Genomic DNA, 24,636 nt, shown 5'->3' with positions numbered 1-24,636 from the left:
GGAGACAGTATTCATGGTCGACAGTCAAAAGGTATTAAAAGAAGTATTTGGATATGAAGAATTTCGAACAGGTCAAAAGGAAATCATTGACCATATATTAAATAAAGAAAATGTGCTGGGAATCATGCCCACAGGTGGTGGGAAATCGATCTGTTACCAATTGCCGGCCCTTTTAATGGACAATTTAACGCTCGTTGTTTCACCTTTGATTTCTCTGATGAAGGACCAGGTGGATGCTCTCAGTTTGATGGGAATTCCGGCAACGTTTATTAATAGCACCTTATCCTCTCAAGAAATCAACCAGCGAATTCAACTAGCTGTAGATAAGAAAATTAAGTTGCTTTATATAGCGCCGGAACGTTTAGAATCCTTTGAATTCCAACAGCTTCTGATGCACATCGATATCGATTTATTAGCTGTAGATGAAGCCCACTGTATTTCACAATGGGGACACGATTTTCGCCCAAGCTATTTACGAATGGCAGAGGTTATTCGCAAGTTTCAGCAAACGCCGACAATCATTGCATTGACAGCTACAGCTACACCTCAAGTAGCTGAAGACATAATAGCGCAATTGGATATTCCGGAAAACAATGAAATAAAGACAGGTTTTGCTAGAGAAAATCTATCCTTTCAAGTGATAAAAGATCAAAATAAAGACGTTTTTCTTTTGGAATATTTGAAAATGAACAAGAATCAATCCGGAATTATTTATGCCAGTACAAGAAAAGAAGTTGAGCGTATTTATCATTTGTTAAAAAGTAAGAATCATGCTGTCGGGATGTATCATGGTGGGATGAACGAGAGTCTTCGAAATCAGAATCAAGAGCAGTTTTTGTTTGATGAAGTACAAGTGATGGTGGCAACAAATGCCTTTGGAATGGGGATCAATAAAAGTAATGTACGGTTTGTTATTCATGCACAAATACCAGGAAATATTGAATCTTATTATCAGGAAGCAGGTCGTGCCGGAAGAGACGGTCTGCCAAGTGATGCTGTGCTTTTTTATGCGCCTCAGGATTTACAGGTTCAGCAATACTTTATTGATCAATCAGATTCCCCTATCGAGTATAAGCAAAAAGAATATATGAAGCTTCGGGAAATGTCCCAATACGCGAATGCACAGGTTTGTTTGCAAAAGTTCATTCTTCGATATTTCGGTGAAAAGGGGACAGATTGCGGTCAGTGTTCGAACTGTCTGGATGATCGAGACCTTGTTGAAATAACCGTGGACGCACAAAAGGTTTTATCCTGTGTGAAACGAATGGGCGAGCATTTTGGAAAAGGGCTTGTAGCCAAGGTATTGACTGGTTCAAAGGATCAGAAAATCGATCAATGGAAGTTTGATCGATTACCTACTTATGGTTTGATGAAGGATCGTACACAAAAGGAAGTCAGTCAGCTCATTGACTATCTAACTGCAGAACGCTATTTGACTCCGTCAGATGGGCAATTTCCTTTGCTTTCAGTTTCCGGATCAGGCATTGAGGTGCTACTTGGAAAACAGGAAGTGTATCGAAAAGAAGATCAGAAAATTAGAAGATTGGCAGTTGATGATCAATTATTTGAAACACTGCGTGCGTTGCGATTGGATATTGCCCAAAATGAGAATGTTCCGCCATATTTGATTTTTTCTGACAGTACCTTGAAGGAATTCTGTGAGAAGCTACCTAAAAATCCAATCGAGCTACTGCAGGTCAAAGGTGTGGGGCAAAACAAATTGGATAAGTATGGTGAGATTTTTCTATCTGCAATCGAGGAATACCGTTCAGCACAAAAACAGTAAGATAGAATACCATGCAGAAAATGTCAAAATTTGCTACTATGGGTTAAAGGAAAAGCACATGGAACATAGGTCAACCCCCATACTTTCTGTGCATCTAAAACGGAATAAATGGTGAGATAGAAGTGGCTCCTTTGGCAATAAAATGGAATTCAACAAAAATTTATAAAGTAATTTTTGTGAGTTTCGCCCTATTGTTTAGTGTGACTGTGTTGGTACTACTTGGCTTCAGTGATAATTTACAATTGATTTTTTAGGAATATTACCCAAGAAGTTGAAAAAAAGTACATTCAGACGCGAAGACATCCGTATTTTTGCGAAGCAAACAATTATGAAAATTAAAAATTGGTTTAGTCCATTGATTTTCAGAAAATTTCTATTAATAAAGTTAGAAAATATGCTATAATTGTTTAATTAAGATAGGAGGTTGAATACAGATGGAACCTATTTCAAAAGAGTTTGCATTAGAACTGCTGAAAGAAGACGCGGACAGAATCAAAATGTTGATCCGCAACCAAAAGAACAGTCTCTGTATCTCTCAATGTAAAGCATTTGAAGAAGTGGTAGATACACAAATGTATGGTTTTTCAAGACAAATGACCTATGCTATTCGTCTTGGAATCTTGAGCTCAAAAGAAGGACATCAGCTATTGAGTAATTTGGAAAAAGAACTTAATCGTTTATATACTGAAGTATACGAAGAAACACAAGATAAAAAAGAGAGTGGCAAGGAGGTTTAAGCTTTGCCAAAGAAAGTAAAGAAGAGGCATTTGCTTGACTACAGTATTTTGATTCCCTATTTGATTTTAAGCTGTGTAGGCTTGATTATGGTTTACAGCTCAACTTCAGCTAATCAAATGAGTAAGGGACTGCCTGCTGCAGGAATGGTCATTAATCAGTTGCAATTTTGGGTGTTAAGCCTTGTTGCGATGTTCTTCATTTATAAAATGAAAACATCTGTTTACCAGAATAAAGGGTTTATTATGTTAGCAATTGCTGTTATTTCAGCCTTATTGCTAGCTGTTCGTTTCACAAATCTTGGGGTCACGATCAATGGTGCTCAAGGCTGGATCAGAATCGGTGGCTTCTCTATGCAACCGGCGGAATACCTGAAAATTATGGTTATTTGGTACTTGGCTTATATTTTGGCAAGGAGACAAAAATACATTGATAGAGAATTTAAAAAGGCTGTACTGCGGCCCATGCTGCTAGTTGGCTTTTTGATTTTTCTAGTCGTTATCCAACCCGATTTGGGAAATGCGGCAGTGTTGACGTTGATTGCAATGGTCATGCTATTATCAAGTGGAATTAATTATATGTACACGTATTTGTTTGGTGGTCTAGGGATTTTAGGAAGTATTGGTTTTATAGAAGCATTGCTACTCACTAAAGGAAGCTTTATTCCGGCAAATCTCCAATATGTTTATAAGCGGTTTGAAGTGTTTTTAAATCCCTTTATTGATGAACGAGATACAGGACACCAGTTAGTAAATTCATATTATGCTATAAGCAACGGTGGTTGGTTTGGTCGAGGTCTGGGGAACAGCATCCAGAAAAAAGGATTTCTACCAGAGGCTCATTCTGACTTTATTTTTGCAATTACAGTGGAAGAACTAGGATTAATTGTTTCATTGATCATCCTTGTCATTCTATTTTTCTTGATAGCACGTATTATTTTAGTTGGCGTTCGTTCTAGAAAGCCGTTTAACTCCTTACTGTGTATAGGTATTGGAGCAATGTTGCTAATCCAGGTTTTCATCAATCTGGGCGGGATTACAGGGATTATTCCTTTGACAGGTATTACATTCCCATTCCTAAGTCATGGCGGGAACAGCTTATTGATTATTTCTGTCTCAATTGGCTTTGTATTGAATATCAGTGCCGATGAAAAAAGACAGAGACTTGTTGACGAATATCAGATGATTGAAACTGATAGATAATTACTGAAGGTAAAAATTAAGAGGTAGGAGTGGGAAAATGAAGAAAGTTTTAGTAGCAAACCGAGGCGAAATCGCCGTACGTATTTTTCGAGCGTGTACTGAGCTGGGTATCAGAACAGTAGCAGTGTATGCGGCAGAAGATGAATATTCTGTCCATCGCTTTAAAGCTGATGAAGCTTATCTAGCCGGAAAAGGGAAGAAACCAATTGAGGCATACTTGGATATTGAAGGTATTTTGAGTATCGCTAAGAAATGTGGCGCTGATGCAATTCATCCGGGATATGGTTTTCTATCTGAAAACCTTGAATTTGCACAACGTTGTGAAGAAGAAGGTATAACATTTATCGGACCTAAATCCCACCATTTGGATATTTTTGGAGATAAGATAAAGGCAAAAGAAGCTGCTGTAGCTGCAGGGATCTCTTCTATTCCAGGTTCTGATGGACCTGTCGATACTGTGGATGAGGTTCTGAGCTTTGCAGAAAGCCATGGGTTTCCTGTCATGATCAAAGCGGCCTTGGGCGGCGGCGGACGTGGTATGCGTGTTGCGCATGATGAAAAGGAAGCACGTGAAGGGTATGATCGAGCAAAAAGTGAAGCAAAAGCTGCGTTTGGTTCAGACGAAGTTTATGTAGAAAAATACATTTCAAATCCTAAACATATAGAGGTTCAAATCTTAGGGGATCAACATGGCAATGTGATTCATTTATTTGAGCGAGATTGCTCTGTTCAACGACGTCATCAAAAAGTAGTCGAAGTAGCGCCTTGCGTTTCAATGGATGAGAAGATGCGTCATGAAATCTGTGATGCAGCAGTTCAATTGATGCGCCATGTTGGTTATGTGAACGCCGGAACGGTAGAGTTCCTGGTTGAAGGGGATCGTTTCTATTTTATTGAAGTCAATCCTCGTGTTCAGGTAGAGCATACGATTACGGAAATGATCACGGATATCGACATTGTCGTTTCACAGCTTCAAATTGCACAAGGAATGGATATGCATAAAGAGATGCAGATTCCGCAACAAAAGGATCTGACATTGAATGGTGCTGCAATCCAATGCAGGATCACAACGGAAGACCCGTTGAATCAGTTTATGCCTGATACAGGGAAAATCGATACCTACCGCTCGCCAGGTGGTTTTGGTGTTCGTTTAGACGTGGGAAATGCTTATTCTGGTTACGCAGTCACGCCTTACTTTGATTCTTTGCTTGTTAAGGTGTGTACACATGGCTTTAGCTTTGAAAAGGCGGTGCAGAAAATGCAACGCTGCTTGAAGGAATTCCGTGTGAGAGGGGTCAAGACGAATATTCCATTTCTACAGAATGTTGTTAGTCATCCGGTCTTTATTTCTGGTGAAGCGAATACAACATTTATTGATAACACACCTGACTTGTTCGAATTTCCAAAGGTGCGAGACCGCGGAAATAAAACAATGAAGTTTATCGGAGAAGTGACAGTTAATGGCTTTCCAGGCATTGAAAAGACGACGAAAAAATTCTTTGAACTACCTAGAGTGCCAAAGACACTTGCTGTGAAAAAGGATATTGTGACAGCTAAAAATATTCTTGATGAAAAAGGAGCAGATGCAGTAGCTACATGGGTCAAAGAACAAGAAAATGTTCTATTGACAGATACAACTTTTAGAGATGCTCATCAAAGCTTACTTGCAACCCGAGTGAGGACGCAAGATTTTAAAGAAATCGCACAGCTGACAGCAGAAGGACTTCCAGAGCTTTTCTCCAGTGAGATGTGGGGCGGAGCAACCTTTGATGTTGCCTACCGTTTCTTAAATGAAGATCCTTGGCAGCGGTTGAGAAAACTAAGAAAATTGATGCCAAATATGCTGTTCCAAATGCTATTTAGAGGTTCTAATGCTGTTGGTTATCAGAATTACCCCGATAACGTGATTGCAGAATTCATTAAGGAGGCTGCGACTCAGGGGATCGATGTATTCCGGATATTTGATAGCTTGAACTGGATTCCTCAAATGGAAAAAAGTATTCAAGCGGTTCGTGATTCAGGGAAAATTGCAGAAGCAGCAATTTGCTATACTGGGGATATCAATGATCCGGAGAGAGCAAAATACAATGTTCAATATTACAAAGATATGGCAAAAGAGTTGGAACAACTAGGTAGTCATATCATTGCAATCAAAGACATGGCTGGCTTACTGAAACCTCAGGCTGCATACCGCCTGATCAGTGAATTGAAAGATACTGTGAATATCCCTATCCATCTTCATACCCATGATACAAGTGGGAATGGGATCATCACTTATTCTGCGGCAACAAAAGCAGGTGTTGACATTGTTGATGTGGCTGCGAGCGCTATGAGTGGAGCGACTAGTCAGCCAAGTATGACGAGCTTGTATTACGCACTGGTCAATGGGGCACGTACGCCTGACATTGATGTAGACAATGCGCAAAAAATCAATCATTACTGGGAAGATGTGCGGATGTATTATACGCCATTTGAAAACGGGCTGAATGCCCCTCAAACAGAGGTCTACATGCATGAGATGCCTGGTGGTCAGTATTCCAATTTACAGCAGCAAGCAAAAGCTATTGGCCTTGGGGATCAATGGGATGATATCAAAAAAATGTACAGAACAGTGAATTTGATGTTTGGCGACATCATCAAAGTAACACCGTCTTCTAAAGTAGTTGGAGATATGGCGTTGTTTATGGTTCAAAATGATTTGACAGAGCAAGACATTTACGATCGTGGTGGCGAATTAAGCTTCCCGGAATCTGTCGTGACGTTTTTCCAAGGAGATCTAGGTCAGCCTGTAGGCGGGTTTCCTAAAGAACTGCAAAAAGTTATTCTTAAAGGACGACCAGCATTTACAGAGCGACCAGGAAGCTTGGCAGCACCCGTTGATTTTGATCAAGTTCGTAAAGAGCTGGCAGAGAAAATCGGCTATGAGCCAAAACAGGAAGAGGTACTGAGCTACTTGATGTACCCACAAGTTTTTCTTGATTATCGAACATCGTATCAAACATATGGAGATGTTACGTTATTGGATACACCGACATTCTTCCACGGCATTCGCTTAGGGGAGTCAGTGGAAGTACAGATCGAAAAGGGAAAGACCTTGATTATTCGTCTTGACGAAGTTGGTGAACCAGATATTGAAGGAAATCGTACGCTTTTCTTCAACCTAAATGGACAAAGACGAGAAGTTGTCATCAAAGATCGTTCAATCATATCCAGTGTTCAGACGAAGCGTAAAGCGGAACCAACGAACAAAGGGCAGGTTGGTGCAACGATGTCCGGATCAGTCTTACAAATACTGGTTAAAAAAGGAGACAAGGTCAAAAAAGGTGATCCGCTGATGATCACTGAGGCGATGAAGATGGAGACCAGTCTGGATGCTCATTTTGACGGAACGGTTGACCATATTTATGTGACTGAAGGAGAACCCATCAGTTCTGGGGACCTATTGATTGAATTAACAGAAAAATAAGGTGAATCAGGAGGAACAAATGAAACGATTTTTAGCTTTTTTAGCAGTACTCATTTCGGTATTGGTCATTGGCTATCTTCAACCTGTATTTTTTCCTCCTGAAAAAGCTGAGATCGACATAGAGGACATTAACAGAGCAGATGTCTTTCATACGGCATTGCCACATGAAGAGCTGCCCGCTTCCGGGTATGCTCTATACATAGGAAAAAAAATCAATGAATTTACCGATGTGTTTGGAGAACCACTGACGTCTTATGATACTGGACTAGGTTATGAGCTTTGGACATTTGGTGAAGAAGATAGTGAATATATGGAAGTAAGTGTGAAGGATAAGAAGATATGTGCAGTAAAGGCCTTTAATACAACAGAGGCTATGCACCCGTTTGAAATAGGGATGACTCTTTCTGAGGTATCTGATATCACCACGGTTTTTTCAAATTTTGAAATAGGCTATAAGGATATGGCCTATTCTGTTGAATTGATGGAGGAGGACATGAATTATCGACCGCTATTTGCTTTTGATAACGAAACGTTTGCGGTGCTCTTCTTTGCGCAAGGAAAAGATGTTCTGTCTGGTGTAGTTTATTTATCCAAAGAATACTTGTTGACGGTCATGCCGTATCAGCTGATAGCCGGAGAAGCATTGCCGATCACAATCAGTGATTTGTTACCTGAAATGATTGACGAGAAACAAAAAACAATGATTCGTATGATCAATATGATTCGAATAAACGAGGCATTGCCCGCTTATTCTTTCCATATATCTGCTGAAAAAAATGCAGAACAGCTCTATCAATTTTATGAAGAGAAGTTCTATGAAGAAAATGCGGTAGATTTTCTTTCCGTTGAGCGGCTAGAGTCATTGTCTCGCGTGAAAAGTGAGAGTTTAGGCGAAATTGCCACTTCTTTTATTTTCACAAATTCAGAATTTGAATCAATGCTTGCCAAAAGTGAGTTGGATTTACGTAAATCTCAGGGGATTTTTATGACACCTGTTTATGACCTTTCATTTACAGCACTTTATTGGTTTTCAGACAGCGCATACTACTCCCGCTTTTCTAGGGATGAAAATGAAGCCATTGGCGTTGCTTTTTCTAAAGAGGATGTGTTAGTCTTAATACAGGCTGTTGAAAATATTACAGAAGAAACAGAGGATAGTAGGTAGATAAAATGATAGTGAATGAATCACTTTTTGATATAGAAGATCAAACAGAACTATTGATTCAGACAGTATTGAGTAGTCAAACTGTGGATCAATATAAAAGGAATAAAGAAAAAATGAGATGTTCAGAAAGTGTGCAGACAAAGCTGGTCAACTTTTTAACATCAAAAAAAGAATTTGAGCGGATTGAGAATTATGGTTCTCATGCGCCTGACTTTAGAACGAAGCAACGAGCGTTGAGACAGGCTAAAAGACAACTGGATATGTGCGAAGAAGTCGCTGATTTTAGAGTATCAGAGACAGAGGTGCAGGATATTCTTGATATTGTCAGTACTGCGATAGCAAAGACGATTTCCGAAGACATCAAAGTAGATGCTGGAAATCCATTCTTTACAAAAGGAAATAACCATGGATGCGGGGGTAGTTGTCATGCAAGTTGATGAGGAAAAAGAATTGATTATTCAAAAACGAAGATCAATAGTGGTATGGGTCTATTCGTTAAAGCAGTTGAAAACACTGAAGCGTCATGGATTTATTCAGTATGTTTCCAGAAGAATGAAGTATGTCGTTTTGTATATGAATGAAGAAAACATTGAGACTGCGGAAGAAAAAATCAACAGCCTGCATTTTGTTCGTAAGGTAGAACGTTCTTATCGTCCGGATGTGGAAATGAATTTTGCTGAGAAGATTGGTACGAAAGCAGCTTACCAATATGTAGAGGAAGAAGGATTTGAAGTAGAAGAAATCAATACTCAGATTCGTTTGGCAGAAAACGTTTGATCATAGTTTAAGATGAGAAGATGAAGAATGTGGAGGAATTTCAAACATTTTTCATCTTTTTTCCATGAACTGAGGATAAAATAGGACTATTGAATAGGTATAAGAGTGATTTGGTACACAAACATAATAATCTGGGGAATAATAGCAAATTTTTGGTATGTTGTTGAGGCATTGAAGATACCAATAGTGAGTAGGAGTGAAACGTATGCGGGTAGTTGCAGGAGAATATAGAGGTCGTCGTTTAAAAGCGTTAGATGGTGAAAATACTCGACCAACAACGGACAAGGTCAAAGAATCCATCTTTAATATGATCGGTCCTTATTTTGATGAAGAAAGCGTGTTGGATTTATATTCTGGTAGTGGAGGCTTAGCTATTGAAGCAGTGTCTCGAGGGGCCAGACACGCATTTTGTATTGAAAAAAACTTTGCGGCACTGAAAGTAATCAAGGAAAATATTGCAGTTACAAAAGAACCAGAGAAATTCACGATAAAAAAAATGGATGCAGATAAGGCACTTGAGGCATTTTCTGAGGAAGGAAAAACATTTGATATTGTCCTTTTAGACCCGCCATATGCGCAGCAAAAAATCGAAAAACAGCTAGAAATGATGGAGAAAAATCATATGCTGACGGATCGAAGTGTTATAGTTTGTGAGACGGATAAAATGGTCAACCTACCAGAGGAAATTGGTTTCTTATATAAAGCGAAGGAAACAGTTTACGGAATCACTCAAATCACGATTTACAGAAGGGACGAATCTGATGACTAAAATTGCTCTTTTTCCTGGCAGCTTCGATCCATTCACGATGGGGCATCTGAATACCGTTGAACGAGCTGCGCTGATTTTTGATCGGGTAATCATTGGTGTCTTTACAAATACCACAAAAAAGGCTCTATTTGATGCGGCTGAAAAAGAAAAGATGATTCGCGAGGCGACGACGCATCTTGGAAATGTAGACGTTCTTCAACAAGAGCGTAAACTGACTGTGGAGGTTGCACAGGAGCTGGGTGCGAAGTTCTTGATTCGTGGGATTCGGAACACGCAGGATTACGAATATGAAAAAAATATTGCTTTGATGAATCGCCATTTGGATACAGCGATGGACACGATTTTTCTGCTGGCAGATGAAAAATATGGGCATATCAGCTCAAGTATTTTGAAAGAAATTTTAGCGTTTGGTGGAGATGTTTCCGAGTATTTACCGGAAGCTGTCAATCAAGCCTTGCAAAATAGAGGGTTGTCGCATGGAGAGTAAAAGAAAATATTCACTTAAAACATTTATTCCTTATCTTCTGATTGCTGCATTTATTTTGGTCTTTGTTATTAGGATTCCTTACTATATTGAAGGGCCGGGTTCAACAGAGAATCTAAAAGATTTTGTGACTGTAGATGGAAAAACCGATAAGTCCTCAGGTGGTTTCTATTTGACGACTGTAGGTGTAAAAAAGGCAACACTTGCCTCTGCGCTCTTTGCTCATTTTTCAGATTTCAATGAGCTCATCAGTAAAGAGGACTTAATGGGGGGCAGCACCAACGAGGAATATGAGCAAATCCAAAAATATTACATGGATTCCTCGCAGAATGCTGCTATTGAGCAAGCCATGAAACTGGCGGGTGTTGACTATGAAATGGCATTTAAAGGTGTTTATGTTTTGACGATCGATGAAAAGTCGGATTTTAAAGGAAAGATCAAAGTAGGAGATACGGTCACCGGCGCGGATGGAAAAACATTTAAAAGCAGTGAAGAACTTGTCAACTATATAAAGAGTAAAAAGGTTGGGGAAGAAGTGACTGTGTCTTTTACCCATAATGGAGAAGAAAGAGAAGCCACTGGGAAGCTGATTGAGCTTTCGACTAAAAAACCTGGAATCGGCATTGGATTGACAGATCATACCGAAATATCTTCGGATGTTTCTGTAGAAATTGATGCTGGTAGTATCGGCGGACCGTCTGCCGGGTTGATGTTTACACTGGAAACCTATGAACTGTTGACAGGAAAGAATATTCGAAAGGGTCACGAGATTGCCGGGACTGGAACGATCAACTCTGAAGGAGTGGTTGGAAGAATTGGCGGTATTGACAAAAAAATCGTTACAGCTAGCCAAAACGGCGCAGAAATATTTTTTGCTCCGGACGACGAAATTTCCGATGAAATTAGAAAAGAGAACCCAGATATCAAAACAAATTACGAAGAAGCTGTAGCAGCTGGAAAGAAAATCAATACGAAAATGAAAATCGTTCCTGTAAAAACTGTACAGGATGCGTTAGATTATTTAGATAAGCTAGAGGAAAAATAAAGAGATAGACCGTCGGACAAAAGAGAGCTGTTCGACGGTCTATTCTTTGAGAGAAATGTAGTTAGGATATTTTATCAACGATTTAAATAATGTGTAAATGGTCCAAAGTCAAAAAATAAACCGATAAAAAAGAGTAAGAATAATAGAATCAACCCGAAAGAGATAAACTTAGTCACTCTGTAACTGAACAATGGATTATTCAGCAATGAATCAAATCTTCTTTGACGATAAACCTGTTGGGAAATAGTAATCGAGTTCTTTTCTTCAATTTCTTTTAGTCGTTCTAGAATGATCTCCCCATCCGTTTCACTGAATAGCTCGGAGAAAATGGCGTTTTCACATTCAAAATCAATGAAGTATGTGTACATTTTTTTGCGAGTAGGAGGGAATCCACTGGACCAATCCAAATAGGTCAATGTATTCAATAATCGTCATAAAAATGATACGTTGATCGGTAAAAACAAATAATCTATTGCCTCGTAAATCATGAAAATCTTTCACATATTGCCTCGCTTTTTCACTTTTGGGATGATAAAGACCCATGATACCTGTATTCATAAAAGACAAATTTGCCCCGTCTGTTGTCAATGGTAAGATAGAGCGGATCACTTCATTACTTCCTAAATGATTTTCTTCCAGTGATTCAAGAAGTTCCTGCAAAAAGATATACATTTTAGTTTGCTGAAAAAGTGCTTTTTTTTGTTTTTTTGTCAGGTCCTCGTTAGTTTTGTTTAGGTATGTCTGATTTATGTCTCTAGTATTTTTTCTAAAAGTATTCCCCATTATACCCCTCCTTTTCCAATACAGCTTTTAATTTTTTTCGGCCTCTTGATAGATGATTATATACCTGAGAGACATCTATGCTTAATAAGGTTGAAATTTCTTGCGGTGTTTCTTTATAGAAATAGTGGTTTAAGAAAATCAATTGATCTTCCGCACTTAATGAGCCAATCAATACTAAAAATTGTTCTTTTTCCAAATATCGGTCATAGGTTGCCTGTTCTTTTGCTTGATCAAGAGGTAGAATATCTTGTTTTCGAAGGATCTGTCTTTTTTTATCAATACTCGCATTTCGTGCAATGGTAAGTGTCCACGTTTTCAAACTACTTTTAGCTGCATCAAATTGGGAAATATTTTTCCATAGACTATAAAAAACTTCATTTTCTGTATCTTTATGATAGCTATACTACTCCGGGCGGTTTAACACGGCACAAATCGTCTTTATAATGTCATTTCCCAAGTGATCAATCAACAATTCCAATCCTTTATAGTCCCGATTTTTCAATAATTTGACAATCGTATCATCCATGCTATTCCCCCTCTCTCATAATATTATACGTTGAAGAAACCAATTTTCTATCTTTTAGAAAAATTTTGCGTAGTATATTTTAGGAGGAAAGAAATGAAAGAGAAAATAATGCACTATCGCTACTGGCTGATAAGCGTTTTTTTGATTGTTACTCTTATTGCCTTTTTTTGTTTACGGTTTATCCTTGCTTCAAATAGAATGCCGGAGGCAACCTCAGAGGAGTGGCTTACTTCTTCTACGATAAGCGAGGACAATCTGCTGACAGCGAGCTCAGAGGAGGCGCTGAAATCTATGTATGTAGATGTTAAGGGAGCAATTATGAAACCGGGAATCTACCCTGTTGAAGCAGAGATGAGAGTCTGGGATGTGTTGGAGCTGGCAGGCGGAGTGACGGAACTGGCAGATGAAAACAAAATCAATTTTTCTCAGAAAGTAGAAGATCAAATGGTTATTTACGTTCCAGAAATAGGGGAAGAGACAGATGCTGTACCAGTTGAACAGTTTTCTGAAAAAGGAGTGGATTCCGGAAAAATCAATTTGAATACTGCAACAGAGCAAGAGCTGATGACCTTGTCGGGCATCGGTCAAAAAAAGGCTCAGGAAATTATCAGCTATAGAGAAGTACATGGTAAGTTCACTGCTGTCGAGGATTTAGCGCTGATTTCTGGTTTTGGTGAAAAGACTGTTGAAAAGCTCAGAGAGTTTATTTGTGTTTCTTAGGATCATTTATTTTGGAAAGGCTATTGACGGCAATTTTGAATTCACGTACTATTTGTATAACTCACTTTTTCATTTAAAATAAAACATTCCTCCTTCAAAGAGGATGAAGGCATGTCTTTATTTGGTGAGTGTAAAGAACTTGCGCAACTGAGTGATTAAATTCTGGAAAGGGGCAATTGATTTGAACCTGTTCCTAGAGATGATAAGGAGAAAATAAATGACTTTAGAACGTATTCCTTGGGATCAGTATTTCATGGCACAAAGTGTGCTGTTGGCATTAAGAAGCACATGCACCCGTTTGGAGGTTGGAGCAACAATCGTCCGCGATAAGCGAATCATTGCCGGAGGCTACAATGGTTCTGTCAGCGGGGATGTTCATTGTATTGATGAGGATTGTTATGTTGTGGATGGACATTGTGTTCGAACGATTCATGCAGAAATGAATGCAGTTTTGCAATGTGCGAAATTTGGTATCCCAACAGATGGAGCAGAAATCTATGTAACACATTTCCCTTGTTTACAATGCACGAAAATGATTCTGCAGGCTGGGATCAAAAAGATTCACTATTTAAAGGATTATCGAAATGATCCTTATGCCGTCGAGTTAATATCTAAAGCTGGAGCTACAGCTGATAAGGTGACCTTATCCAAAAAATATTTTTCTGAGCTTCAACTTGGAGAAGAAGAAAGCAGCTTAGGTGAGACACCAATTTCAGAAACTGACTAACTTTTGTTTTTTTCCAGTTCTTTTTGCTATTGCCACCCATTGTATTGTTTTGAATTTTAATGGTGTGACAGGTTTATTCTGGTTAATTTGCCTCATTCGCTTGTTTAAAACAGAGCGCCGAGATTTAATCATTTGGGCGATTGTATTCAGCCTGTTGGTGTTATTTTGTGCAGTTTTTGTACGCTTGAAGGAATATCCGGAGACGCTAAATTCTGGACCTGTAAAGATGCTTGCTTTTCAAGTAGATACAGATAATATCAAAGTTGATGGTGATTATCTGCAATTGGAGGGGCATGTCTACCTTGATGATAGTAGACAGCGTGTGCGGGCTGTCTACTCTCTTGGATCGGAAGAAGAGCAGACGAGGTGGCAGAATGTTGATCAAGCGCTTCTAGCTACTGTTTCGGGTGTTTTAGAACGACCTTCAGTGAAAACGAACTTGAATGGGTTTGATTATCGAAGCAATTTAAGAAATAGTAGCATCAATCAAATTCTGACGATTGAGTCTTTTCATGATTTAAAAGTAAGAAAGGTATCTTGGTATGATGTTATTACGCATCTGTCGATTGTTAGAAGACGCCTATTACTGTATTGCGAACGGAAATTTTCACCTGCAATAGCGACCTATATCCAGATTCTTTTGCTAGGAGAACAGAGTGCCGATTCTGAGTTGACTGATACATTCAACCAGTTGGGAATTCTTCATTTATTTAGTTTATCTGGGATGCATGTGGTGTTCTTCTTTCAGTTCTTTCGCCTTATTGCTTTAAAATTGGGCGTAACGATCGAACAATGGTTTTGGCTGCAGCTGGTGCTGTCTTTTATTTTTGGTGGGCTTACAGGCTTCTCAATAAGTGTGAGTCGTTCCTTGCTTCAAACAAATATTTCAGAATGCAACAGACGTTTTCAATTGAAGTTCTCATCACTAGATACTTGGAGTCTGACACTTTTTTGTGGTGTTATCTGCCAGCCGTTTTCCTTGTTCACATTAGCAGGACAGTACAGCTATTCACTTTCTTTCTTCATTTTATTCATTGGTCCAGCATTGAATGGGATAAAGCAACGGTCTGTTCAGCAGTTATGTTTTTCTATGTTGCTGTCTATCTTTACGTTACCCATACTTGCTGTTAGTTCCTATGATTGGAAGCCGGTTGGGATTGTGTTAACCTTTCTTCTCCTTCCTTTATTTGAAAAGGTATTGTTGCCCAATTTGACGATTTTATTTGTTTCGTCCTTTTTTATAAGAGTGCCCTTGGCAGAACCGTTGATGGAGAAGCTCCTTCAGATTTTGAACGACTTTTTTCATTGGCTGGGAAGAATGAATCCTTTTTCTGCGACGATAGGGCATATTTCTACGGGGCTATTTATCATTGAGTTCTTATTGATCTTTTTAGTGTTGCTTTTTTTAGAAAAGAAATGGCAACGTTCAGTCATTTTCTTGGGGATATTGCTCCTGCTCATTAATCAGAAATACGTGCTACAAAAGGGAATTATCGCTTATATCGACGTAGGTCAGGGAGATAGTATTTTGATTCAGGCGCCGTTTCATGGAGAAACCATATTGATCGATACAGGTGGGAAGCTAGATTTTTCTAAAGAGGAATGGCGAGAGCGGAAAAACAAGAAAAATAATGCAGACTATACGGTCCTTCCTTTCTTGAAAAGTAGGGGGATAGACAATTTAGATAAGGTTATTATCACTCATGCAGATACAGACCACATGGGTGATCTTCTTTCTATTAGTGATAAGGTGTTTATTAAGCAGGTCTATTTCCCAAAAGGAGCAGAGGCTGATGTGCCTTTTCTAAATATGTTGCAGCAGCTTGCTCAGAGGGGAACGGAAGTTTCACCGATACTAGCAGGAGAGAAGATCGATAGCCTTTTCCAGCTTCGTGTGTTATCGCCATCGTCCGTGGGAGAGGGCGGCAACAACGATTCTTTAGTTATTCATACGAAGATAGCCGCCGCTAATTTTCTGTTTACAGGAGATCTAGAGGAAACAGGGGAGTTGGAATTGATAAGAAAATACCCGCAGCTGCCGGTCGATATTTTGAAGATTGCGCATCACGGGAGCAAGACATCTACAAGCAAAGCGTTCATCACACAGTTGAAACCAAAGCAGGCAATTATTTCCAGTGGGAGAAACAATCGTTTTGGCCACCCGCATAGTGAAACATTGGCTACTTTATCAGAGAGTGATGTAGCCGTTTTTCAGACAGCTGAATCTGGTATGATTTACTATGAATGGCTGCCATTTATAGCCTTATCAGAAGCTCAAACGATTTTAGATTCTGACTAGATTTTGTTTCACAGTAATGGTAGGATGGATAGGAGAAAAGAGGGATCACATGAGTTTGCAGACAGTTTTGAAAGACATTAGAGAGAAAAAAATTGCTCCGGTTTATCTGGTTTTAGGAACAGAGATTTACCTTAGTGAGCTATTTAAGACAGAATTACTGTCTCAGCTTTTTGAACCGGGTGATGATGAATTCAATGTGACTTCTTATGACATGGAGGAGACAACTCTTTCTGTCGCTTTGGGAGAAGCCGAGACATTACCCTTTTTTGGCGACCATCGCTTGGTATTTATCGAGAATCCTTATTTCTTGACCAGTGAAAAAAAATCAAATGGTCTCGAGCACGACATGAAAGAGCTGACAGCGTATCTAGAACAGCCATCAGAATCGACCATTGTTGTTTTCCATGCAGCAGTGGAAAAGCTTGATGAAAGAAAAAAAGTCACAAAGCTTTTGAAAAAATCAGCGGTAGTCGTTGATGTTTCGCCGATGGATGAAAAAGCATTGAGGACATATGTGCAACAAGCAATACAAAATGAAGGCTATGAGATAGAGCCGAAGGCATTTGATTTGCTGCTTCATTTATCTGATTTCCAGCTAACGAAGGTCATGGGAGAGTTACAAAAGCTGTATTTGTTTTCATCTGAGGAGAAACGAATTGCTTTGACAACGGTTGAAGCATTAGTTCCTAAATCGTTGGAGCACAATGTGTTTGACCTGAGTGCCGAAATTCTTTCAGGGAATAGCGGAAAAGCACTTCAAACCTATGAGGATTTACTTTTACAGGGAGAAGAGACGATCAAGCTGTCAGCAATCTTATTAAGTCAGCTTCGCTTACTATTACAAATCAAGATTTTGGCACAGCTGGGGTATCAGCAAGCAAATATTGCCGAAGCGTTGAGTATTCATCCGTATCGTATCAAACTTGGGATGCAACAAAGCAAACGATTTGAGCTAGCTCGGCTGGAAAAAATTTTTGATGAATTGGTCGAAAATGATTTCTTGGTAAAGACAGGGAAAATGGATAAAGAGCTGTTGTTTGAGCTATTCATACTAAAAATTTCCGGTCAAAAACAGCGCTGAACATGGAGCAAAGAATTAATGGCTATTTATGAATAATAAAAAAGAGTAGGTAGAACAATAAGATGCTTTGTTCGTACTCTAGTCGTGAATATAAAGATTGAACCAGATGCACTTCCGATGATTTAGGAGTAGCTTCTGGTTCAGTCTTTTTTCTTTTTGTGCAAAAAAGAAGCTGACAGAAGTCAGCTTCTACAAAGTCAATTATTTAACTAATTGTTTGCTCAAGCGAGATTTATCGCGGTTCGCTTTGTTTTTATGGATTAAACCTTTAGTTTCAGCCATATCAACAGCTTTTACAGCGTCTTTATAAAGTGCATCTACATTGTCAGCTCCAGCAGCTACAGCTTCTTCAAATTTTTTGATAGCTGTACGCATAGCGTTTGTTTGAGATGAATTTTTAGCATTCGCGTTTGCATTAGTACGTACACGTTTGATTGCAGATTCAATATTTGGCATTTCTTTCACCTCCGATAAAATAAGGTCTTACATCTTGGTTAGCCAAAATGTAATTCAACAGTAATCATTATACCGAATCCGCTCAGTCATTGCAATAAAAGATGACAAGATTTTTTCCTTAACAGTTAATTTGTTTTTCTATCGAGTGTTTTGGTGTGGTTATTTTTAATCCTTCGTTAGGTAGTATTATTAGTAAAAAAGAACACATGATTGTAGAATGGAGAAAACTATTGTGAAGGTATGAGGCTGTATGAAAAAGTGGATTGTTTTTTTATTGTTGTTATATTAGCTGGGGCAGGGGGCTTTTTTTTTGGCGCAGCAATCAAAAAACAACTGTAGAGGTATCATCAATTGATGAAAGTGTGAAAAAAGTAATGACGGATAATCCAGAAGATTTTTTAATAAAAACGGGACGCTCTGATGCTGAAAATAAAAACCGCCGCTCCATCTTGAAAACATTTATTCAACAGAAGCTGATGAAGGATGGGAATATCATCACGAACTATCTGCCTGATGAAGAGCAGCAAAACGTTGTAGCCTATGGTATGTTTATGTATATCAAAGAAAAGGTTTTTCATAAAGAGAATGCAACAAAATGGTACAAAACAGAACGCTTCAAGTGAGGGAAGACGATGAAAAAAATACTTGTATTTATAGTGGCTTGTTTATTGATAGGCATTCCGGAGGTAGTTCATGCAGAAACAGAAGAACAGAGCAACAGAGCAACCATACATTTACGCAGCCGTTTCAAGATGAAGCTATCTTTTCAAATTATCTGAACATCTCTATTCAAAATCAGACTTACGCGGATTTGGGGATAGTTTTACCTGAAAAATTGACTACCGATTATTTTAAAGCTTTGACAAATGTTCTTAATTTACTTGGAAACTATACCCAAAGTAACACGGGAGATATTACTTTTTATAGAAATGAACCCAATAAAAATGAACTGGTTTCTCATAACCTGATTGTTCTCGGTACGCCAAAGGACAATTCGTTGATTAAGAAACTAAATGAACATCTTTATTTCCAGTATTCGGATGATTTTGACACATTTATTTCGAATGAAAAGTTGAGCATTGAATCCGATTATGGAAAGAGCATAGGAACGGCGCAATTGCTATTTTCTCCTTACAATAGAGATGCTGTTTCTCTTGTTTTAACAGGGGTCGATTCCGAAGCGGTCTATCTGGCTTCTACTCAGCTAAAATCACAGGCGAACGCGTCGATTTATCAAGGGGATGCTGTGGTAGTTGATGCGAATTACCGTCGCTATGATTACCGCTTCAAAAAAGAAGCTTCTGCAGATGAAGATGAGTCTGTTCTTTCAAGGATTATCAGTCAGAAGGATGCGGTAATTTACGGAATAGTCTTTGTTCTGGCAGTAGTAATAGTTGTTTTAGTTCTATACTTTGTTATCAAGCGCTACTACCCAACACCGACTGCGAAAGAAAAGGGGGGCGAACAGAATGATCAATAGTAAGAATCGAAGCGTGATCATGGATCTCTCATTGCTGGGGTTTTTGACAGTCGTACTTCTGACAGCTGTATTTATGGCTGTTGGGCCAAATACTTTTTTCTTTAATTTGATTTGCTTGATGGTCACGTTTATCCTTGTAATCATTACGTATTTCATTAATATTGTGACGGGCTTGATTTTTAATCTGTTATTTTTCTTTGCCCAACTAGGGTATGTTTTCTATATCAGTATGTATGGTGATGTTTTTTCCTTAGGTTACATTTTTTTGGTGATCGTACCACCTATTTTATGTGTGCTTATCTGCAGGGTTTCGAGAGCTTCAATATGATGTGTAGCAGCGATAAAGTAGCTGTTCAACGCTAAACCGATGAATGAAGGGCTTGTCTATTATTTATTAATAGAAAAAGTTGAAAAAGTCATGAAAAAAAGTAATACTAGTAGAAGAATCTGAAGATAGGGAGTGGGCAGAGATGAAAAAAATCGTTGTTGTTTTTGGTACAAGACCAGAAGCAATCAAAATGTGTCCTTTGGTCAATGAACTGAAGAAACGAAGGGCTTTCGAAGTCAAGGTTTGTGTCACTGGGCAGCATCGAGAAATGTTGGATCAGGTGTTGAAGGTATTCAATGTCGAGCCCGACTATGATTTGGCGATAATGAAAGAAAACCAAACGCTTTTTGATGTAACAAGCGCTATTTTATTGAACATAAAAGACATACTTGAGCTGGAAAAACCAGACGTTGTTTTGGTTCATGGAGACACAACTACAACCTTTGCAACAGGGTTAGCTTGCTTCTATTTACAGATTCCTGTTGGACATGTGGAAGCTGGTTTACGAACGTACAATATTTATTCTCCTTTTCCGGAAGAGTTTAATCGTCAAGCGGTAGGGCTTATCAGTAAATTTAATTTTGCTCCGACAGAAACGGCAAAGCATCATTTGTTGAAAGAGGGCAAACTTGCGTCTGATATCTATGTAACTGGGAATACAGCAATCGATGCGTTAGAAACTACAATTACGCCATCGTACCAACATAAAGAGCTTGATTGGGTAGGAGAGGACCGACTGATCCTGATAACTGCGCATCGTCGAGAGAATCTTGGTGAACCGATGGAGCATATGTTTCGAGCTATTCGCCGGATTGTTGATGAGCATCAGGATGTCAAAGCGATTTATCCGATCCATTTGAATCCTAAGGTAAGGGAAGCGGCAGCTAAATACCTTTCCGGAGATGATCGAATTCATTTGATTGAGCCATTAGAGGTCGTTGATTTCCATAATTTCATGGCTAAAAGCTACCTGATTTTGACGGATAGCGGTGGGATTCAAGAAGAGGCTCCATCCTTAGGAAAACCCGTTCTTGTTATGAGGGATACAACGGAACGGCCGGAAGGAATCGCAGCAGGCACACTCAAGCTTGTCGGAACAGATGAAGAAACAATTTACAAGAATTTCAAGCAATTGCTGGAAGATCCTCAGGCGTACGAACGCATGAGTCATGCTAGTAATCCTTATGGAGATGGTCTAGCCTCAAAACGAATTGCAGATATTCTTGAGGAAAAGCTTTAAAAACATAGGTTGTGACAAAAGCGCTTAGCTTCAAGCAATAAGCCGAGAATTTTGAAAATTGTTCCATAAATTTTCGGCTTATTGTCGAAGGAGCTAATTTGAAAACACCGTTTATTCGATTTCTAGGGACTAGGGCATAATTGTGTCACAGTCCTTTTTGTTGAGTACAATAAGGCGATTTCAAAAAATTATGAGCGACTTTCCGCAAGGACTGATTTTCGTTTGTCTGACTTTGTCTGTTCCTTTTCAGCAATTGGAATTGTTCGAAGGAGTCGCAAGCCATTTAGAATGACTAGAATCGTACTTCCTTCATGACCGATCACGCCAAGTGGGAGATTAATAACTTGGAATAGATTAGAAAAAATCAGCAATAGGATAACAGCTGCGGAGAAAATAATATTTTGTGTAACGATTTTCTTTAATTTTTTGGATAAAAGATGACTCATCTGAAGCTTTTCCAAATCGTTTTTCATTAACACGACATCTGCGACATCCATTGCGACATCAGTTCCTTCTCCCATAGCTACACCGATTGCAGCATTTGCCAGAGCGGGTGCATCGTTGATTCCGTCTCCGACCATTGCGTTTACACCATATTTCTCTTTTTGCTCCTTAATTAACTTGGTTTTATCCTCTGGTAGACAGTTAGCGTGAATTTCATTGATAGACAAGGTACTCGCAACTGCTTCAGCGGTCTTCAAATGATCCCCAGTGATCATGGTTGTGTGAATACCATTTTCTACGAAGTAAGAAAGAACTTGTTCCGCTTCTGGTTTTGCCAGGTCAAGTAAACCGAAATATGCAGCAAGTGCATCGTCTTTGAATAGATAAATGACGGTTTTTCCTTCCTCATGCAGTGCTTCAATGTCTTGGAGCATGTCTTCAGAGAATGGTGCGGTTTCCGCAAAGCTTTGTTTACCAATTCGCCAAGTTGTTCCTGAAACTGTAGACTCCATACCGAAGCCAACAATATTCCGAACTGTCAGGTCTTCGATTAAAGGAACTGCATCATCTCTAAAATAAGTAAGGATTGCCTGTGCTAGTGGATGTGTAGAATTTTGCTCCATAGACAGTAGGATGTCCAGTCCTTCTTTGTTTTCAGACAGAAAAACGGCATCTGTTACGGTTGGTTTTCCTTCGGTCAGAGTACCCGTTTTATCAAAGGCGATCGCTCGTAGCTCAGCTAGATTCTCAAGGTAGACGCCTCCTTTGAAAAGGACACCATTTCTCGCTCCATTTGAGATAGCTGCAAGTGTAGCCGGTGTAGCCGAAGCTACGAGGGCACACGGGGAAGCAACAACAAGCAGGACCATTCCACGATAAAAGCTCTCATCCCAGCTCCAACCTAGAAAGAAGTAGGGGATAAGGATCATCAAAGGGATGATGATCAAGACGATTTTGACATAGATATTTTCGATACGATTAATAAAAGTAGCTGTTTGTGAAGGTGTGTTTTGGGCTTCATTTACCAAGCGAATAATTTTGGCGAATAGAGTATCTTCACTATTTTTAGTCACCTTCATTGTGAAGGATTCTCCTAGATTGATTGTTCCGCCAAATAGCTCGTCGCCATTCGTTTTCTCTACAGGAATTGATTCGCCACTGACAGCTGCTTCATCAATCGAGCTGTTGCCTTCTATCATTTGGCCATCGATTGGAATGCTCGCTCCTTTTGGCACAAGCAAGCGATCGCCGATTTGTACGTTGTTGACAGGCAATTCCTGTGTTTGACCATCTGCCATGAGTTTTAGTGCCGTTTCAGGCTGTAGGTTGATTAGGTTGGAAATTTCTTTTTTACTTTTATTGGTTGCGTACTCTTCTAAAGCTCCGCTTAGGCAGAAGATGAAGGTCAGCATGGCTCCTTCAAACCAATTTCCGATGATACAAGCCCCAATGGCAGCCAGAGCCATCAACAAGTCAACGTTTAAATGTTTGTTTTCAATTGTGTCAATAATTCCTTCTTTCGTTTGTTTAAATCCTCCAAACAAAATGGCTAAACCAAATGCAACAGGATAAAATGCTAAGTGGTTAATTTCCATGATTAGTCCAGTAAGCATGAATATAAGGCATAGGGCAGTAGCCAGCAATGCTTGTTTTTCTTTTGATAATTTCATGATCAACGCCTCCTCAATTAGAGCATAACATACTATTCGTTCTAATTGATAATAAATATGTCTAATTGAGAACGATAGTAGTTATCAATTAGAATAAACGCTTGTTATCAAGGTTTTTATATTATTCCGATTCTAATCTGTAATAATAATCATTATCAATGGTTATGCTATTAAAACATTTGAAAAGAGAAATAAAAAAAGAAACGTTCTGCGTAAATTGCAGGTCGTTTCTTTTATTGTGAAACTGGATAACTATTTTCTTGTAGTGTCCACAATTGGTCGGTAAGTGCGGAAATGGCTTCTTTCCCCTTCTTTCCGTTAGTGAAGACCGAAAGGATGAACGGATGGGAAGACTCAAGAATGCCCATATCATGGATATCATCGTCGTAAGAACCAATCTTATGTGCAACCTTGCCCGTTGTTAAAGAAGTTTCCATTCGTTCGTGGAAAACAGTTTTTTTCATATACTCATAGATTTTTTGATATTCCTTGTTTGTTTCTTTTTCTTCATACAACTTAAGAAGAATTGCTGCACCATCTGCGGATGAAAACTGCGTGTCCGCCACATTCGCTTCTCGATTGAAAAAGTAGCGATATAGCTGTTTTTTTGCTTGATCATTCCCGCCAAATAAGCCATAAAGCATATTCTTCGCAATGTTATCTGAATAAGTAATGTTGTATTCCTGAAGGGTCTGGAGGGAGTAGGTAGGTTGGATGTTATTGATGATCTGACCTGTTCCTTCTTCATAATCCGATTCCTCTTTATAGGTGATTTTATCACTCCATTTGAGGACTCCTTCGTTTACTTTATCAGCAACCATCATAGCTAAAGGCACCTTGATCGTACTTGCTGTATAGAATTCCTTTTTCTCGTTAACAGAAATTTCCTGACCAGTTGCCAAATCGATATAGGTAATTGCCATCGTGCCATCGAAAGAAGCTGCTGCTTTATCGAGTACCTTTTGTACGCTGGCATAGAATTCTTTTTCAGCAATATTTTCCTCTACTTCAATAAGAGCTTCCTCATCATTAGCAGCCGTTACCTGTGCCAATGGAGGGTGAATACCTGTGTCAATTACCGATTGATCATCGGAAGAAGGTATGCCTACTTGATTAGCTACCAATGACGATGGTGTATGGTCAAACTCAGTTGTTGAGCTTGCTACAGTGCTCTGTATTGTTGTACTCGTCTCGTCTGATGGCGAAGTAGTTGGTTGGCTATCTGTTGTTGAATGAGTAGGCAGCTTTTGCTCAACTGCATAATCAAAGGTATGTGTAGAAAAAAAGAACGTGACAATCAAAAAGAAACAAAGAAAGAAAATCGTACTGTAAAAGCCTATTTTCTTTTTCTTCACTATTTTTTTCCTCTCTAAAATAATTCTGAGACAGTTCCATTTAATCATTTTTCGTATTTTTTTGCAAGAGGTTGTGCCAAAGCTACTTTTTACATGTG

General features: G+C 39.0%; 24 protein-coding genes. 18 read left to right on the top strand and 6 right to left on the bottom strand.

All coding sequences use genetic code 11. The annotated features are described in order from the left end of the window. The first annotated feature begins 13 nt into the window (after positions 1–13). The 10 genes from recQ to A5888_RS02850 all read left to right on the top strand — a co-directional run bounded on the left by recQ (position 14) and on the right by A5888_RS02850 (position 11,429). Positions 14–1,786, top strand: a complete 1,773-nt coding sequence (recQ, locus tag A5888_RS02895; RefSeq protein ID WP_086347746.1) for a DNA helicase RecQ — start codon at positions 14–16, stop codon at positions 1,784–1,786. A gap of 434 nt (positions 1,787–2,220) precedes the next feature. After that, complete coding sequence (locus A5888_RS02890; protein ID WP_170924683.1) at positions 2,221–2,523, top strand: YlaN family protein; 303 nt, start codon at positions 2,221–2,223, stop codon at positions 2,521–2,523. A 3-nt stretch (positions 2,524–2,526) separates the two neighbouring features. Then, positions 2,527–3,723 (top strand): FtsW/RodA/SpoVE family cell cycle protein, encoded by a 1,197-nt coding sequence (locus A5888_RS02885; protein ID WP_086347744.1) that lies wholly within the window; start codon positions 2,527–2,529, stop codon positions 3,721–3,723. A gap of 37 nt (positions 3,724–3,760) precedes the next feature. Beyond that, positions 3,761–7,189, top strand: a complete 3,429-nt coding sequence (locus A5888_RS02880; RefSeq protein ID WP_086347743.1) for a pyruvate carboxylase — start codon at positions 3,761–3,763, stop codon at positions 7,187–7,189. A gap of 19 nt (positions 7,190–7,208) precedes the next feature. After that, positions 7,209–8,354, top strand: a complete 1,146-nt coding sequence (locus A5888_RS02875; RefSeq protein WP_086347742.1) for a CAP-associated domain-containing protein — start codon at positions 7,209–7,211, stop codon at positions 8,352–8,354. A 5-nt stretch (positions 8,355–8,359) separates the two neighbouring features. After that, a complete protein-coding gene (locus tag A5888_RS02870) occupies positions 8,360–8,791 on the top strand; it encodes a YlbF family regulator (RefSeq protein ID WP_086347741.1) in 432 nt (143 codons plus the stop codon). Next, on the top strand, positions 8,781–9,131 hold the full coding sequence (locus tag A5888_RS02865; protein WP_086347740.1) for a YlbG family protein: 351 nt from the start codon (positions 8,781–8,783) through the stop codon (positions 9,129–9,131). Before A5888_RS02870 ends, A5888_RS02865 begins: the two co-directional genes overlap by 11 nt. Before the next feature lie 205 nt (positions 9,132–9,336). Then, positions 9,337–9,900, top strand: a complete 564-nt coding sequence (gene rsmD / locus A5888_RS02860; RefSeq protein ID WP_086347739.1) for a 16S rRNA (guanine(966)-N(2))-methyltransferase RsmD — start codon at positions 9,337–9,339, stop codon at positions 9,898–9,900. Then, positions 9,893–10,387: a pantetheine-phosphate adenylyltransferase gene (gene coaD, locus A5888_RS02855; protein ID WP_086347738.1), complete on the top strand. Its 495-nt coding sequence runs from the start codon at positions 9,893–9,895 to the stop codon at positions 10,385–10,387. Before rsmD ends, coaD begins: the two co-directional genes overlap by 8 nt. Continuing rightward, on the top strand, positions 10,377–11,429 hold the full coding sequence (locus A5888_RS02850) for a SepM family pheromone-processing serine protease (RefSeq protein ID WP_086347737.1): 1,053 nt from the start codon (positions 10,377–10,379) through the stop codon (positions 11,427–11,429). Before coaD ends, A5888_RS02850 begins: the two co-directional genes overlap by 11 nt. A gap of 348 nt (positions 11,430–11,777) precedes the next feature. Here A5888_RS02850 and A5888_RS02845 read toward each other — a convergent pair whose 3' ends face one another. The 3 genes from A5888_RS02845 to A5888_RS02835 are packed head-to-tail and all read right to left on the bottom strand — an operon-like array spanning position 11,778 to position 12,738. Next, complete coding sequence (locus A5888_RS02845) at positions 11,778–12,212, bottom strand: hypothetical protein (protein WP_086347735.1); 435 nt, start codon at positions 12,210–12,212, stop codon at positions 11,778–11,780. After that, on the bottom strand, positions 12,196–12,561 hold the full coding sequence (locus A5888_RS02840; RefSeq protein ID WP_249274432.1) for a sigma-70 family RNA polymerase sigma factor: 366 nt from the start codon (positions 12,559–12,561) through the stop codon (positions 12,196–12,198). The genes A5888_RS02845 and A5888_RS02840 overlap by 17 nt, the downstream gene beginning before the upstream one ends. A gap of 54 nt (positions 12,562–12,615) precedes the next feature. After that, positions 12,616–12,738, bottom strand: coding sequence for a hypothetical protein (locus tag A5888_RS02835; RefSeq protein WP_283160560.1), 123 nt, complete (start codon positions 12,736–12,738; stop codon positions 12,616–12,618). A 93-nt stretch (positions 12,739–12,831) separates the two neighbouring features. On the opposite strand from A5888_RS02835, the gene A5888_RS02830 reads away from it, so the two are divergent. The 4 genes from A5888_RS02830 (at position 12,832) to holA (ending at position 17,565) form a co-directional block, all read left to right on the top strand. After that, on the top strand, positions 12,832–13,458 hold the full coding sequence (locus tag A5888_RS02830) for a helix-hairpin-helix domain-containing protein (protein WP_086347734.1): 627 nt from the start codon (positions 12,832–12,834) through the stop codon (positions 13,456–13,458). Positions 13,459–13,675: 217 nt separating this feature from the next. Next, positions 13,676–14,185: a ComE operon protein 2 gene (locus A5888_RS02825; RefSeq protein WP_086347733.1), complete on the top strand. Its 510-nt coding sequence runs from the start codon at positions 13,676–13,678 to the stop codon at positions 14,183–14,185. Beyond that, the gene (locus A5888_RS02820) at positions 14,157–16,484 is read left to right on the top strand and encodes a DNA internalization-related competence protein ComEC/Rec2 (protein WP_086347732.1); all 2,328 of its coding nucleotides are present in this window, start codon (positions 14,157–14,159) and stop codon (positions 16,482–16,484) included. Before A5888_RS02825 ends, A5888_RS02820 begins: the two co-directional genes overlap by 29 nt. Before the next feature lie 49 nt (positions 16,485–16,533). Beyond that, on the top strand, positions 16,534–17,565 hold the full coding sequence (holA, locus tag A5888_RS02815; protein WP_086347731.1) for a DNA polymerase III subunit delta: 1,032 nt from the start codon (positions 16,534–16,536) through the stop codon (positions 17,563–17,565). Between the two features lie 201 nt (positions 17,566–17,766). Here the strand turns inward: holA and rpsT are convergent, their stop codons facing one another. Further along, positions 17,767–18,021 (bottom strand): 30S ribosomal protein S20, encoded by a 255-nt coding sequence (rpsT, locus tag A5888_RS02810; protein ID WP_086347730.1) that lies wholly within the window; start codon positions 18,019–18,021, stop codon positions 17,767–17,769. 362 nt (positions 18,022–18,383) lie between these two features. On the opposite strand from rpsT, the gene A5888_RS02805 reads away from it, so the two are divergent. From A5888_RS02805 to wecB, 4 genes are all read left to right on the top strand, one after another. Next, complete coding sequence (locus A5888_RS02805; protein WP_139843796.1) at positions 18,384–18,644, top strand: hypothetical protein; 261 nt, start codon at positions 18,384–18,386, stop codon at positions 18,642–18,644. Then, a complete protein-coding gene (locus A5888_RS02800; RefSeq protein WP_086347728.1) occupies positions 18,617–19,501 on the top strand; it encodes a cellulose biosynthesis cyclic di-GMP-binding regulatory protein BcsB in 885 nt (294 codons plus the stop codon). The genes A5888_RS02805 and A5888_RS02800 overlap by 28 nt, the downstream gene beginning before the upstream one ends. After that, positions 19,491–19,829 carry a hypothetical protein gene (locus tag A5888_RS02795; protein WP_086347727.1) on the top strand — a complete coding sequence of 113 codons (339 nt, stop codon included), beginning with the start codon at positions 19,491–19,493 and terminating at the stop codon, positions 19,827–19,829. Before A5888_RS02800 ends, A5888_RS02795 begins: the two co-directional genes overlap by 11 nt. 142 nt (positions 19,830–19,971) lie before the next feature. Further along, positions 19,972–21,069: a non-hydrolyzing UDP-N-acetylglucosamine 2-epimerase gene (gene wecB, locus A5888_RS02790; RefSeq protein WP_086347726.1), complete on the top strand. Its 1,098-nt coding sequence runs from the start codon at positions 19,972–19,974 to the stop codon at positions 21,067–21,069. A 188-nt stretch (positions 21,070–21,257) separates the two neighbouring features. Here the strand turns inward: wecB and A5888_RS02785 are convergent, their stop codons facing one another. Further along, a complete protein-coding gene (locus A5888_RS02785; RefSeq protein ID WP_086347725.1) occupies positions 21,258–23,183 on the bottom strand; it encodes a heavy metal translocating P-type ATPase in 1,926 nt (641 codons plus the stop codon). A 233-nt stretch (positions 23,184–23,416) separates the two neighbouring features. Further along, complete coding sequence (locus A5888_RS02780; protein ID WP_249274401.1) at positions 23,417–24,538, bottom strand: serine hydrolase; 1,122 nt, start codon at positions 24,536–24,538, stop codon at positions 23,417–23,419. Positions 24,539–24,636 lie beyond the last annotated feature (98 nt).

It is taken from the genome of Enterococcus sp. 9E7_DIV0242, assembly GCF_002140975.2.
In the GTDB taxonomy this organism is placed as follows: Bacteria; Bacillota; Bacilli; order Lactobacillales; family Enterococcaceae; genus Enterococcus_L; species Enterococcus_L clewellii.
The sequence above is the reverse complement of the archived record's forward strand: the minus strand, read 5'-3'. Positions and strand labels throughout refer to the sequence as shown.

Coding starts and splice junctions, on each gene's coding strand:
- recQ (WP_086347746.1), top strand. CDS start 14: ATGGTCGACAGTCAAAAGGTATTAAAAGAAGTATTTGGATATGAAGAA.
- A5888_RS02890 (WP_170924683.1), top strand. CDS start 2,221: ATGGAACCTATTTCAAAAGAGTTTGCATTAGAACTGCTGAAAGAAGAC.
- A5888_RS02880 (WP_086347743.1), top strand. CDS start 3,761: ATGAAGAAAGTTTTAGTAGCAAACCGAGGCGAAATCGCCGTACGTATT.
- A5888_RS02875 (WP_086347742.1), top strand. CDS start 7,209: ATGAAACGATTTTTAGCTTTTTTAGCAGTACTCATTTCGGTATTGGTC.
- A5888_RS02870 (WP_086347741.1), top strand. CDS start 8,360: ATGATAGTGAATGAATCACTTTTTGATATAGAAGATCAAACAGAACTA.
- A5888_RS02865 (WP_086347740.1), top strand. CDS start 8,781: ATGCAAGTTGATGAGGAAAAAGAATTGATTATTCAAAAACGAAGATCA.
- rsmD (WP_086347739.1), top strand. CDS start 9,337: ATGCGGGTAGTTGCAGGAGAATATAGAGGTCGTCGTTTAAAAGCGTTA.
- coaD (WP_086347738.1), top strand. CDS start 9,893: ATGACTAAAATTGCTCTTTTTCCTGGCAGCTTCGATCCATTCACGATG.
- A5888_RS02850 (WP_086347737.1), top strand. CDS start 10,377: ATGGAGAGTAAAAGAAAATATTCACTTAAAACATTTATTCCTTATCTT.
- A5888_RS02845 (WP_086347735.1), bottom strand. CDS start 12,212: ATGGGGAATACTTTTAGAAAAAATACTAGAGACATAAATCAGACATAC.
- A5888_RS02835 (WP_283160560.1), bottom strand. CDS start 12,738: ATGGATGATACGATTGTCAAATTATTGAAAAATCGGGACTATAAAGGA.
- A5888_RS02830 (WP_086347734.1), top strand. CDS start 12,832: ATGAAAGAGAAAATAATGCACTATCGCTACTGGCTGATAAGCGTTTTT.
- A5888_RS02825 (WP_086347733.1), top strand. CDS start 13,676: ATGACTTTAGAACGTATTCCTTGGGATCAGTATTTCATGGCACAAAGT.
- holA (WP_086347731.1), top strand. CDS start 16,534: ATGAGTTTGCAGACAGTTTTGAAAGACATTAGAGAGAAAAAAATTGCT.
- rpsT (WP_086347730.1), bottom strand. CDS start 18,021: ATGCCAAATATTGAATCTGCAATCAAACGTGTACGTACTAATGCAAAC.
- A5888_RS02800 (WP_086347728.1), top strand. CDS start 18,617: ATGGTACAAAACAGAACGCTTCAAGTGAGGGAAGACGATGAAAAAAAT.
- A5888_RS02795 (WP_086347727.1), top strand. CDS start 19,491: ATGATCAATAGTAAGAATCGAAGCGTGATCATGGATCTCTCATTGCTG.
- wecB (WP_086347726.1), top strand. CDS start 19,972: ATGAAAAAAATCGTTGTTGTTTTTGGTACAAGACCAGAAGCAATCAAA.
- A5888_RS02785 (WP_086347725.1), bottom strand. CDS start 23,183: ATGAAATTATCAAAAGAAAAACAAGCATTGCTGGCTACTGCCCTATGC.